We start from the raw sequence: 12,992 nt of genomic DNA, 5'->3' as shown, positions 1-12,992 counted from the left end.
GATCCCAAAATGCTCACTGCGTGAGCGGGCTCGACGATCGCAGGTTCTAGATCGTACCTCTGGTCGAGCACAGGTAAAATGCTCAAGGTAACGTAGGCTCTAAAGCCCGCGATCGTAGAGCCCGCTCGCGCAGCGAGCATTTTGGGATCGACGAGCGCCCCGCGTAGCGGTTGGTAAAATATCAAAAAAATATTCCTTTTCAAAAACCTTCAATACATCGTACAAAACTGTTTTAAAAGGAAGAATCTCGCGGTACGTGGCACATCGTACCAGCCACTGCGTGGGATGGTAATGCCTCCAGAGTAAAGGAAATTCTCCGCTAGGTTGAACACCCTACCAGCCACTGCGTGGCGCGCTCTTCGATCCCAAAATGCTCACTGCGTGAGCGGGCTCGACGATCGCAGGTTCTAGATCGTACCTCTGGTCGAGCACAGGTAAAATGCTCAAGGTAACGTAGGCTCTAAAGCCCGCGATCGTAGAACCCGCTCGCGCAGCGAGGAACAGCAGGGGTGGCTTTTGGGCGCTCGTAAAATGTTCGACTTAGAGCGAAAATAAAAAACCCCGATATAGCTTAACTCCAATGTCGTTGATTTAAGGAAAAAGGTGCATTCAGCGCAAAATTGTGCTGAGGTCTGCCAACCCCCGACCCCTAAAGGGGAGTACATTGTGCGTGTGCTTAAAAATTTGATTTTCAGTGTAAAACGAGCAAATTTCAAGCTAACGTAAGCTGTACTCCCCTTTAGGGGTTCTGGGACAAAAGCACACTACCAAATTCAACGCATAAATCCTTAAGTCAATGACATTGCCCTGTAGGGGTCGGGGGTTCTGAGACAAAAGTACAATCTCGCAGGCAATGCGCGGATTTGTGGGTAATTGACAGGTTCCGAGTCCTGTGGGGCCGCAAGGTAGGTATTTTGTCTCGAAGGATAGTGCAATTGCATCCAAAGCCTACAATTCCCGCCAATCAAACTCGTCCACCCCCCGCTTCGCCCTGGAAAAATTGATGCCTACTGCCACTTTGGGCCGCGTATCCAATTGATAAGGCCCCAGGTAGTTTTTATCGATGATTTGCTGGATGGCGATGGCCGCACTCTGCTCTAATTTGAATTCAAAAGCATAGATGTGGGTAGCCGTTTGCACGATGGCATCACAACGCCCCAATGAGCTATTGACTTCACTCTTGAGGTAATTGCCCAGAAGGCTAAATGTGAGGTGTACCAAAGCGTGGTAGTGCAGCTCAGTTGCACCTTTCCAAAGATCAGAAGGAATGCCTGAAAATGCAGTATTGATGATCTCAATTACTCGTTCCAGGTTGTTGCGTTCCAAGGCTTGGCGCAATTGTAACACCGTTGGTAACCCCGAGCCAATACGGTGCAGGAAGGCCCCCAGCATCAGTTGCTCCAAACTGGCTTTTACCTCTTGGTTGGGATAATTCAGCTTACACCAACCTTCCATAATGTTCAATTCCGAAATAGTCAAATAACCAGTTTGAAATAAAATAGTAACCAATTCGATGTGTTCGATGTCAAAATTGGCGAGTGTTAGCAGCGCCACAAATTCATCTGCATCCCACCGAAACCGACCTTCACTGCGCATCCGTTCTACCAAAAACGTTGGGGTGCCTGTCGCAAACCAATAATTGTTGAATTGCCCATCCTGCAAAAAATTCAGCAACGAAAAAGGATTGTACATGGTATCGGTACCGCTCCAATTGTAGCCGTTGTACCAGTTTTTGACCTGAGCGATCAAAGTGCCATATTCGATGTTCCTGATGGTCGCTATTTCGTAAAGTCGATCCTTAAATTGTGATTCCAACTCTTGCTGGGTAATCCCCAAGAGCTTGTTGTACCGTTCATTGATCGAGAGGTCTTTCAGATTGTTCAAATCTGAAAAAATACTCACCTTCGAAAACTTGCTCACCCCCGTGATGAACACCAACTCCAGATGTGGATCAGCATCCTTGAGTACGGAGTAAAACTGCTTGAGCGTTTCTCGATTGGCCTTGGCCTGTTCGGGGGCTTCCAGATAATCGATGATGGGTTTGTCGTATTCGTCGATCAGTAGTACCACTCGGCCTTGGGTCTGGGCTAATTTTTGCAACAACTCGCGGAATTGATCCTTCAATTCCTGGCTGTTCAGCCGAATGGAAAACCCGGTGGCAATGGCTTCCAACTCCTTGGATAAGGCCGCCGCCAAGCCCAGTTTTTGGTAATTCATGGAACTGAAAGGCAAATGCAGGATAGGGTGCTGCTTGCGCCAATCCCAGTTTTTTTCGATCCACAAATCCTCAAATAAATCCTGACTGCCACTGTATATTTCCTTGATGGTAGAAACCAACAGGGATTTGCCAAAGCGCCGCGGACGGGAAAGAAAATAGTATTTCCCCTCCATCAATAGGCGATGGATAAACGCCGTTTTATCGAGGTAATGGTACCCCTTTGTACGGATTTCTCGAAAATCCTGGATGCCAATTGGATAATTCAATCTAGCCATAGCACAAATATAGGAATTTGTAGCCATTCCACCCCCCTTGCCCAGGCGGCTCAAGTTTTTTCCAACATACCACAATGACCACCTCGTTTGGCAGCAAAGGGTTCACCCAACTCCTCCATTGAGGCAGTGGGTCAAAATCAAAAGAAAAGGTTTGTGAGAGGGAGTGGGTTTTAACGAGAGACCACCACGTTTTCCAGTACCAACAGGTCCATTTGGGTGCGCAGGAAACATTCCAGCGCGTGTTCGGGGGTGTTAACGATGGGTTCGTTTTCGTTAAAAGAGGTATTCAACAGGATGGGAACTCCAGATTTTTCAGCAAAAGTTTTGATCAAACGGTAGTAACGCGGGTTGTCTTGCTCTTCCACGGTTTGTAGGCGTCCGGTGCCGTCTACGTGCGTGACCGCCGGGATAACTGCCCGTTTTTCGGGCCGGATCAGGAACACCTTTTCCATAAAGGGCACATCGTCGTCTTGCTCAAAGTAGTCCAACACGGCTTCCTTCAAGATAGAAGGAGCAAAAGGCCGGAAACTTTCGCGGCGTTTGATTTTTGAGTTCAATAAATCTTTGGCATCGGGCCGACTGGGGTCCACGATGATCGAGCGATTGCCCAGGGCCCGGGGCCCAAACTCGGCCCGCCCCTGAAACCAACCAATCACCGCCCCCTGGTGCAGCGCCTCGGCTACGTGGGGGAAGAGCTCCTCATCGGTAAAGCGCTGGTAGCTGATGCCCCGCGACTGCAAATAGGCCTCAATCTGCTCGTTGCTGAAGCAGGCACCCGTGTAGGCCTGGTGCCGGAAGGGTGCCCGGGGCTGATTGTCCAGCTGGTGTAGGGCGTAGAGCGCCGCGCCGATGGAGGTACCCGCATCGTGCCCGGCCGGGGGCACAAAGAGTTTTTCAAACGAAGTATTGGCCAGCAGTTTGCCATTGGCCACCGAGTTTTGGGCTACGCCACCAGCCAAACAGAGGTTTTTTTGCCCGGTTTTGCGCTGCAAATCTTCGGCCAGGTGGAAAATCACTTTTTCGGCCATGCGTTGTACCGAGGTGGCCACATTGCGGTGGTAGTCGCTCAAGGGCTCCTCCGGGCTGCGCGCAGGCCCCAGCAAGGTACACAAGGCCTCGGTGTAAAGGGTGCCTACGTGGGGGGAGCCGCCCTGCCAATCCATGTTGACGCCTTCTTTGAAGTGGCGAAAAAAGCGGGGATTGAGCTCAAACAAACCATTGTCCTTGAGGTGGATGAATTGGGCTACTTTGTCCAGCTCCGTGGGCTGCCCGTAGGGGGCCAGGCCCATCACCTTGTATTCGTCGCCGTAGTGGGGAAAACCCAACCACTGGGTCAGGGCCGTATAAAAAATACCCAAGGAATGGGGATAGGAGACACTGTCGATGACCTCCATTTTGCCGTTTTGGGTGTAGCCGCGCATGGTGGACGAAAAGTCGCCCATGCCATCGATGCTCAACAGGGCTGCATCGGCAAAGGGGGATACAAAATAAGCCGAAGCCAGGTGGCTGCGGTGGTGCTCGGCGTACACTACCCGCGCCTTCAGGTCGGATTCCTGGTAGCCAAAGGCTTCCGCCAGCTCTTTTTTGAAAGCGCCTACGTTGAGGGAGTTTTTGGCGCGGTCCAAGATGCTGCGTAGCTTGACGCCCTTGCGCAAGGTATACCACACCTTTTCCATAAACTTGGCCTGTGGATCGCGCGAAATGGCAATCACATCCACCTCGGCCAGGGTAATGCCCGCTTCTGCGAGGCAAAATTTGACTGCTTCAGTAGGCAGGCCCGCCCAGTGTTTGATGCGGCGGATGCGCTCTTCCTCGGTGGCTACCAATAGCTCGCTGTGGCGGTAAATGCAGGCCGATGAGTCGCCGTGGTAGGCGTTTAGTCCAAGTGTGTACATGTTCTTTTATTGTTATAGAGGGATGAGGTAAAGTTATGCAGTTCCTCACATAAAATTATACTTTTAACCCTTCCTAAAGTAACGGCGAGATCTTTTTGTTATAATCCAAATCGGGAAGTAATTTTTTGCGTCATACTTAGTTGTACCATTGATTTGAAAATACAGGCGGGCTCAGCCTAGCGGGCCTCATTGAATATTATGCTGCCGCAACCAATGTCCCAGCACCACCAACATCCAAACCCTCGACCAAGATATTTTGTTATCATTGTTCAAAAAACGTTGCCAAAGCTGGTGTAGGGCTTTCTCTTTAAAAAAGGGATAGCGAGCCAGGTAAAAGATTTGGGTCTCGCAGTACTCCTTCAATTCATTGCGCATCCATTGGGCGAAGGGCAAGGTAAATCCCATTTTAGCCCTTTGGGTAATGGAGGCGGGCAGGCGTTCGCCCATGGCTTTTACCAAGAGATGTTTATTGGCCTGCCCTATTTTGGCATCATCGGGAAAACCCAATACCAACTCAACCAAATTGTGATCCATAAAGGGCACCCTTACCTCAAGTGCATGCGCCATACTCATCTGGTCCGTATCGCGCAGCAATACATTCTGGAGGTAAGTTTGTATTTCCAAAATGGAGATTTGGCTGTACAGTGGCAAGTTTACAAAACCAGGGTTGAGCAACAGGGTTTGGATTTGTTCCTGAACGCGGTTGTTGGGCAATTCCTGAAAATTGGTTAATTCCATGATTTGCTCATCCATCAATACTTGGCGGTAAATGGGATAAGCTGCCAAGGCGGTGATCTGGGGAAGCGACAATACCTTGGCCGTCTTTTGGGCTGCAATGCCCGGGCGTAAAGATTGGTAGAGGCTGGCGCCCCAACGCCGCACCGACAAAGGAGCCCAATTGAGCCAGTCTCGTTGTTGGAGGCTGTCCAATTGTGGAAATACGGAATACCCCCCAAACAGCTCATCCCCCCCTAAGCCGGATAAAGCCATACTCACACCAGCTTCCCGGGTGACTTTCGACACAACATAGGTATTGGGCCCATCACCACTGGGATGATCCAGCGCAGACAGCGCAGCGGGTAATAAATTCAAAAAATCATCCGCACTTAGTTTGATCTCTTCGTGCTTCGTGTGGCAGCGCTGGGCCATCTCACGGGCGTAGATACTTTCGTCGTATTGATCTTCTTGAAAACTGATGTTAAAGCTACGTACTGGCTGATTGGACAATTGGCTCATCAATGCCACGATAGCACTGGAATCAATACCCCCAGACAAAAATGCACCAAAGGGTACATCGGCGATCAGGCGGCGTTCTACTGCTTTTTTTAAAGCTTCCTGCACCTGTTCGGGCCAATTCCCGGTTTCTTCTTTTTCTGAAGCACCAGGGACTAGCTGCCAGTATTTTTCGATGTAAAAATCGTCGGCAGATTGCCAAAGATAAGTACCTGGTTCCAACATTTGAATACCTGCCACGATGGTATCCGGCGCATGAACCGTTTGGTACCGCAGGTAATCCACTAAGGCGTTGGTATTGAGTTGACGAGCACATAAGCCACTAGCCAGAATGCCGCGCAGTTCGGAAGAAAAAACCAGCACTCCATCCTTTTGGCAATAATACAGCGGCTTGATGCCCAACCTGTCTCTTGCAATGAACAGGGTTTGTGCCTGCCGATCCCAAATGGCAAAGGCAAACATGCCCACCAACTGAGACACACATGCTGTACCCCAGTGCTGGTAGGCCGCCAGGATGACTTCGCTGTCGCTATTGGACTGGAAGGGATAATCAGGCAACTGAGCCTTGAGTTCGCGATAGTTGTAAATCTCGCCATTAAAGGTCAAGACATACCGCTCATCCGCAGAGAACATTGGCTGATGCCCTCCACTGGAAAGGTCGATAATGGACAAGCGGCGATGCCCCAAGGTGATGGGGCCTTCATGCCAGATTCCAGCATCGTCAGGCCCGCGATGGGCCAAAGTTTGATTCATCTGTTGGACTAGCTGGCTGGGCTGACCAACAATTGGGGTTTTTGAAGGGGCGTAAAGTCCGTTGATGCCACACATTGAGCGCTGGGCTTTTTCACCAATCGTTTTGCAACATCAAGCTGCTGCATGATAGCAGAACGCCTAAAACATTACCTGAAGGTAGAAGAACAGTGCAATGGTTTGGCAGCGTTCTATTACAGCAATAGAAAACAAAAAAATTGGCGTAGAACATTGTAAAACAAGCAGATACATAAGTTCAGCCACCTGGAAATTCAGCATTTACCACAATTGATTTCAGGCTTTAAAACTTAGGCACAAGGTAGTGAAAAAAGTGGATGTGGTGGACATCAAGGTAAATAGTAATTTTTTTGTTGAATATGTTTTACAGTGATTTCAATTTCCGGCAAAACATTGGCTACACAGCTATACTACAATCCCAAGCGGTAGGTGCACAACAAACCCACTTCAGCAAAAGGCAGCTTTGCTAAAACTGTATACAAACACCAAATGGCCTGGTGCCTCATATTCCTCGTTTGGAGTAAGGGCATTTTTATTTCCCCTTCGTTCAGGTAGAAAAAGCACCAAAAAAGTTTAGTTGTGTAGAGGGAGATTGTTTAATAGTTGCCGGATTGCATGGGTGACTTCACGGGGGTCAATTTTTTTCATGCAGATATTATCCTGGCAATTTTCAGAAAGGCATAAAGCACAATGAACGCCGTAGGTTCTAAATACCTTATGGTGGTTTTGCTGGGGCGGGAACCACTTATTGGGAAAATCCCGTGCACTAAAAAGGGCCATTACCGGTGTTCCAAAAGCATAGGCCAAGTGCATGGGCCCGGTATCGTTGCTGAGGCACAATACACAGCGTTGGAGCATGAGGCCGCTTTGGATCGGTGAAAAGCGACCACACAAATTAAATACCCCGGAAACTCCAAGGAGGGGTTCGAGCAATAAATTGTCTTCAGGGCCACCGATGATCAGCATGTTAAACTCTTCTTTAAATTCTTCAATCACCGTTTTGAAATGCTCAATTGGCCAGCGATTTTGAGGCCTTTTGGCACCTACAACCACTCCCATAAAAGGTTTATCCCGAATGGCACGGATGGCAAGGGCCTCTTTTTCAACGAGTGTTACATCCGCTTCGGCAATATTGAATTCAAATTGTGGCGTAGCTGGTGCATCAATCCCGTTTTGGGCCAGTATTTTCATCAGCCGCTCAATCTCCTGCTCGTACACGATGGTTTTTTCCTGTAGTTTCCGCCAAAATTTGACCGTGGAATAACTCCAACCAAACCCCTTTTTGATTCCAATGATCAGGCGAAAAAAAAACAGATCCCTAAGAAGGGTTTTCGGCTGAGCCTGATTTTGAGGAAGTTGGATTACTGCATCGTATTTTTTAGCCTTGAGCAAGGGAATCAATTCTTTGACTTCCATCCCCAAATAATCAATAAACTCGTTGTACAGATTTGGGTTGAGTAAGGCTTTTAAAGACACCAGGCTTTTTAGCCCGGTATTGGACATTATGTCAATTTTGGCCTGAGGGTAGGCCTGCCGAATGGCTATAATGGCCGGGATAGCACAGATGCTGTCACCCAGCGAGCCCGTTCGAAAAATCAAAATACTACCTACTTGATCTACTTTTTGATACAATGCTTTGGCAAAAAAGTGCAAAAGGCCATTCATCAGTTTAAAGTAAGCAACAACTAGTACTATTTGGATTGCGGGGAAAAAGGACCGATTGTAGCGGATTTCTTTCATACCAAAAAAAGAACTCACTGTTTGTTTTGCACCCCTTATACAAAAACACTGTCGATGTATTGGCACAAAATATGCCCCACTAAGATATGCATTTCCTGAATGCGGGCGGTGTCCTGAGCTGGAATAACCAGACAAAGATCACATTTGTCGGCCAATTGTCCTCCATCTTTGCCGCTGAGCCCAATGCTGGCTATGCCCAGCGATTTTGCTGTTTCGATGGCTCGGAGTACATTCGGGCTATGGCCACTGGTGGAAATGGCCACTAGCACATCACCACTCTGGCCTAATGCGGTTACTTGTCGCGAAAAAATTTCCTCAAAGCCATAATCATTGCCAATGGCCGTGAGGGCAGAGGTATCGGTAGTGAGGGCCAATCCGGCCAATGCCTGGCGCTCGGTGCGAAAACGGCCGGATAACTCTGCGGCCAAGTGTTGTGCATCCGCAGCACTTCCGCCATTGCCAATGAACAAAATTTTATTCCCTGCTTTTAGCCTTTGCGCCACGAGCTCACAAATGCCTTCAATTTGTGCAACTTGTTGGAGCAGCGCCTCCGTTACTTTTTGATGGGCTGCTATTTCAGCTTGGATCATGGCTCACTCGGTTTGTTTTCAATATCCCAGGGCTTTAGATCGTCCTTGGTGATTGCATAAGTTCCAAATTTGGATACGGCAATACCTGCTGCAAAATTAGCCCGTCGAATGGCATCTTGTAGCGAATAGCCCATCGCCAATGAGACCATTAACGTAGCAATAACGGTATCGCCTGCCCCGGTCACATCATACACACTTTGCGCCTGGGTAGGAAAATGAATCACCTCATTGGCACTGATCAGACTCATGCCCCGCTCTGAACGGGTCACCAAAAGGTGTTGAACCTGAAAACGCTGCCGGATTTCTGCCCCGGCCTGGGCAATGGCGACATCGTCTTCGTTGGGCAGCGGGCTCCCCCATACTTCCGACAATTCTTTGAGGTTGGGGGTGATCATAAATGCGCCCTGGTACTTGGCCCAATTGATGCCTTTGGGATCAACAATGACCATCCCACCTTGGGCAGTGACGGTCTGAATCAGGTACTGACAAAGCGCTTCGCTACACAAACCTTTGCCATAATCAGAAATAATGACGTGCTGATAGGTGGTCTCGCTCAACAAAGCCTGCAAATGGCTGAGCCAACTGGCACTGCCTTTTACCTCCTCGTAATCGTAACGTACAATCTGTTGGTGGTTGCCAATTACCCTGATTTTGGCAATGGTGGGTATCTCCGCCTGGAACAAATGGGGCTCTATGCCATGTTCAAGTACCAGATTGTGCAGCGCCCGCCCATTGTCATCTGCCCCGATCGGCCCAAACAAAGTGGTTTTGGCTTCTAACTTGGCCGCATTGAGGGCCACATTGCCCGCACCCCCCAAACTGATCTCCTCTCGATGCACGCGTACTACGGGCACCGGTGCTTCGGGTGAGATGCGACTCACCGTACCGACGATGTAGCGGTCGAGCATGACGTCGCCGAGGACCAATAGATTTGCTGCTTGTTTCACCTTGGGTTGCTATTTCTTCGTTTCCCGGTTTATCCGGGCTTCCAATAGGTGCAAGGAAAGCAAAAGCTCTGCGAGCATGCGCTGAAAAGCGTAGTACCAGCCTCTCCAGCCATCCAGAATGCCGCCTTTAAGAATCAGGCAATAAAAAAAGACAACAAAAGGAGCCAACATAATCTGCTTACGCACCCAATCATTAAAACGTGTAGGAGAAGCCGTGGAAGATTGAAATTTGGCGAGTTCCAACTGGGCATAGCGATCTTGTGCCCATAGCCAGCGGGAAAGAGACTTACGATCGTCATGGAGGATGAAATGTTTGAAAAGGCCACTTTGCCCTCCTACTTCCAGCAGTTGAGTATGTCCATCATCCACATAACGGGCTTTATTAACTAAAAATAAGGCTTGCCGAGGCGGCAGGATAGTACCGTGTAAAGGTTTACCAAAAACACAATATTTAAAAGGAATAAAATATCCAACAAAATTAGAAACTGGCTTCCATGTCGATAATTCTTGCGTTAACTCCGTAGATAATACATAATCTGCATCTAGTGAAAGCGCCCATTCTGTTTTTACATGCTCCAAGCCAAAATTCCATTGCTGGGCATGGGTATCAAATTTGCGTTGATACAATTTAACCTGCTGAAATTGAGCTATTATTTCTAAGGTTTCGTCGGTGCTGTAGCTGTCAATTACTACGATTTCTTGAGCCCAATTTAGTGCAGTTAAGGTTCTGGCTATATTGGGCGCTTCATTGAAACACAAAACTACTGGAGTGATGTTATCAAGGTGATTGGTCATGACTTTTTTTGGGAAAATTGCTGGTATGCGGCGAGGTATTGCTTCGCCAATTGTTCTGCTCCAAAATCCTCATGTATAAGCGCGGGCGCTTGAGCACGTATCTGAGTGCGCAAACTACGAGCTTCCCATGCGGTTTGTAGTGCCTGAACCCAGGCTTCTTTATTTAACGGGACTACCCAACCCAAATTCTTGGCGCTGACGTAATCATGAAGTCCCACTTGATCGCTAATGATCACGGGAGTTCCTGTTGCTAATGATTCAAGTACTACATTGGCAAAATTCTCGCTGAGCGAGGGCAAAACAAATAAATCGGCATTGGCTAGTGACTGGAATTTTTCAGTGCCATTGAGCCAACCAAGCCATTCTATTTGATTGGCTATTCCGTAATCGAATACTAATTGTTTTAATGATGCCATATATGCAATATCCCCTTCACCCACAATCTGAAGTTTCCATTTGAAATCCAGTTCAGCCAAAGCTGCAAAAAACATTTCTAAGCCTTTAACAGGGTGAATGCGCGATAGGATGATAAAGCGACAGCTATCCACAGTGGTACTTTTATGGTGAAAGGTACCCAAAGTTGGTAGCTCAATGATATTGGGTAGGATGAAATGAGGCCAGTTTGGAATCAAACTTAGTGCCTGTTGGGCTTCTTGTAAGGAAGTAGCGTGGAGGACGGTTCCTCTTAATAGCCAACGTCCAATTACTTGATGAAATAAACGCTTGATGGGGTTTTGTAAGGTGTAAGGGCTGAGCATACCCCGCGGTGATAATACCGGACGGATTCCACGTATTCGACAGAAAAATAACGCAGGAATCACTACCAAATTCCACCAGGAGTGGATGTGAATGATTGAAGTCTTATTTAACTTACGCAAGAAAGCAACCAGCAAAGCTGGTGAAAAGTGGGTATGATCACCAGTCAACCTCGGGTAATAAGTACAAAGAACCCCGTCTAGCATTTGGGACTGAGAGGTTACAACTACTAGTTCTTTTTTCCCATTTGCAGTTGTTGTTAGCACTTCTGTCACATGATCTTGTTGCGATAATGCTTCCACTAAGCGGCTTACCGAAAGTGTAGGACCGCCATAAACATAGGCTGGTTTATATGCTGGTGTGAGATGAAGGGTTTTCATCTACGGGTGGGAATGTTTTCAACTTTTTTCAAAACTCCGAATGAATAAAGAAGAATGAATATAAAAAGCATTAGCATTAAACTCCAAAAAATTGTATTAATCAGAAACTCAAAGCAATTTCCCCGCCAATAAATATCAAATAAACCAGTAAAAAACACACCAGTCCCTAGAATATAACCTCCAAATAAATTTTCAGCTAAAACCGAAATAGTTGCACTGCTCCAACCAAGTAAAAAACAAAAAATCCATGCCCCAAAAATACCAAATGAGATATATCCATCTACAATAATTGGTGGTTTGGCAGAAATTCGTATATTATTATACGACACAATCCCATTTTCACGAACTCTTTTCATTACCAGTTCTTCAGTTATCATTTTATCTGGCACAATAACTCTTGGAACTATTGCTTCTAAGCCTTGTATTACTATTTGAAATCTATAAAAAGGAATTTTACTCGGAACGTTTGATAAATAAATTGTAAACATACTTATCTCTGATAATCGATTTGTTAGGAAACCCCAGTTGGTTTTTATTACGTTATTATTCTGTTTTAACGCATTAAAGGCAGACTTGAAAGCTTCTTCTTTTGCTGCACCTTGCTCCCAAGCATTTACTCTAAATTCATTAACATAAGTGGGTAATAAAAACAACAAAAATAGTAAGAATGGTAACCCTAATATGATGATTTTATTCTTATAAATAGGCATTAAAAACGCACCTAATAAAATAAATAATACTAGCACACTTTCTTTCCATCCAGAGAGTAAAACCTGAATAAGATTCACTGCAAAGAAAGCCAAAGCAAGTACTAGCCCTAACAATTTACGTTCTGGTACAGCTAAAGCTAAGGCTATTGCGGCGGTTACTGAGCTGATATTAGCCGCTTTTTCTCTTAATTGCCCAAGCTGAGGAAAAAAACTCAGTCCAATGTTGATAATGGTAAAGGAGATAGCCAATTTTAGACAGAATCCAGTTATGGAATTGACTTTTGCTTTCATTGCAGGGGGTGAATAGCGAGAAAATATCAATGAACCATGTAAAAAACCTGCATGCCCGAGATAATAAAGAGATTGTGCATAAGCAGCGCGTTCAAAAAATATAGGATTAGCTTCTGGATTAATTTTTTCAAAATAAACATATCCATATAGTGACCAAAAATAAAATATTGATGATATTGCCAGATAACCAGCAAAAATAAAATGAGGGATAAAGATTGGCCGTAAGGGATGATCTTTCCAAGATGTGTTATATCCTTTGGGCTTAAGATAACCATTCAAAACCCCGATTATAAGTAATACCGAACTAGACCAAGATGTCCAATACGAAACTGAAGGATTATCTAATAATCCCCAAGCAAAAACAAAAGGAATATATATTAGCAAGTACTTCAAG

9 protein-coding genes are annotated in these 12,992 nt (G+C 46.5%); all 9 read right to left on the bottom strand.

Features of this window, described 5'->3' with window-relative positions; all coding sequences use genetic code 11:
• Window positions 1–948 precede the first annotated feature (948 nt).
• Window positions 949–2,493, bottom strand: coding sequence for an ATP-binding protein (locus SFV55_RS05605; protein ID WP_320028487.1), 1,545 nt, complete (start codon window positions 2,491–2,493; stop codon window positions 949–951).
• 170 nt (window positions 2,494–2,663) lie between these two features.
• Window positions 2,664–4,388: a carbamoyltransferase gene (locus tag SFV55_RS05600; RefSeq protein WP_320028486.1), complete on the bottom strand. Its 1,725-nt coding sequence runs from the start codon at window positions 4,386–4,388 to the stop codon at window positions 2,664–2,666.
• Between the two features lie 186 nt (window positions 4,389–4,574).
• Window positions 4,575–6,449, bottom strand: coding sequence for an asparagine synthase (glutamine-hydrolyzing) (asnB, locus tag SFV55_RS05595; RefSeq protein ID WP_320028485.1), 1,875 nt, complete (start codon window positions 6,447–6,449; stop codon window positions 4,575–4,577).
• A gap of 513 nt (window positions 6,450–6,962) precedes the next feature.
• Window positions 6,963–8,147, bottom strand: coding sequence for a glycosyltransferase family 9 protein (locus tag SFV55_RS05590; RefSeq protein ID WP_320028484.1), 1,185 nt, complete (start codon window positions 8,145–8,147; stop codon window positions 6,963–6,965).
• A gap of 17 nt (window positions 8,148–8,164) precedes the next feature.
• The gene (gmhA, locus tag SFV55_RS05585; RefSeq protein ID WP_320028483.1) at window positions 8,165–8,719 is read right to left on the bottom strand and encodes a D-sedoheptulose 7-phosphate isomerase; all 555 of its coding nucleotides are present in this window, start codon (window positions 8,717–8,719) and stop codon (window positions 8,165–8,167) included.
• Entirely contained in the window at window positions 8,716–9,666 is a 951-nt protein-coding gene (locus tag SFV55_RS05580; RefSeq protein ID WP_320028482.1) for a bifunctional heptose 7-phosphate kinase/heptose 1-phosphate adenyltransferase, read from the bottom strand. The genes gmhA and SFV55_RS05580 overlap by 4 nt, the downstream gene beginning before the upstream one ends.
• A gap of 9 nt (window positions 9,667–9,675) precedes the next feature.
• Complete coding sequence (locus SFV55_RS05575) at window positions 9,676–10,461, bottom strand: glycosyltransferase family 2 protein (RefSeq protein ID WP_320028481.1); 786 nt, start codon at window positions 10,459–10,461, stop codon at window positions 9,676–9,678.
• Window positions 10,458–11,597 carry an XrtY-associated glycosyltransferase XYAG1 gene (locus tag SFV55_RS05570; RefSeq protein WP_320028480.1) on the bottom strand — a complete coding sequence of 380 codons (1,140 nt, stop codon included), beginning with the start codon at window positions 11,595–11,597 and terminating at the stop codon, window positions 10,458–10,460. Before SFV55_RS05570 ends, SFV55_RS05575 begins: the two co-directional genes overlap by 4 nt.
• Window positions 11,594–12,991, bottom strand: a complete 1,398-nt coding sequence (locus tag SFV55_RS05565) for an exosortase Y-associated Wzy-like protein (protein WP_320028479.1) — start codon at window positions 12,989–12,991, stop codon at window positions 11,594–11,596. The genes SFV55_RS05570 and SFV55_RS05565 overlap by 4 nt, the downstream gene beginning before the upstream one ends.
• Window position 12,992 lies beyond the last annotated feature (1 nt).

The organism is Haliscomenobacter sp., assembly GCF_033763495.1.
GTDB lineage: Bacteria > Bacteroidota > Bacteroidia > Chitinophagales > Saprospiraceae > Haliscomenobacter.
The sequence above is the reverse complement of the archived record's forward strand: the minus strand, read 5'-3'. Positions and strand labels throughout refer to the sequence as shown.

Coding starts and splice junctions, on each gene's coding strand:
- SFV55_RS05605 (WP_320028487.1), bottom strand. CDS start 2,493: ATGGCTAGATTGAATTATCCAATTGGCATCCAGGATTTTCGAGAAATC.
- SFV55_RS05600 (WP_320028486.1), bottom strand. CDS start 4,388: ATGTACACACTTGGACTAAACGCCTACCACGGCGACTCATCGGCCTGC.
- asnB (WP_320028485.1), bottom strand. CDS start 6,449: ATGTGTGGCATCAACGGACTTTACGCCCCTTCAAAAACCCCAATTGTT.
- gmhA (WP_320028483.1), bottom strand. CDS start 8,719: ATGATCCAAGCTGAAATAGCAGCCCATCAAAAAGTAACGGAGGCGCTG.
- SFV55_RS05575 (WP_320028481.1), bottom strand. CDS start 10,461: ATGACCAATCACCTTGATAACATCACTCCAGTAGTTTTGTGTTTCAAT.
- SFV55_RS05570 (WP_320028480.1), bottom strand. CDS start 11,597: ATGAAAACCCTTCATCTCACACCAGCATATAAACCAGCCTATGTTTAT.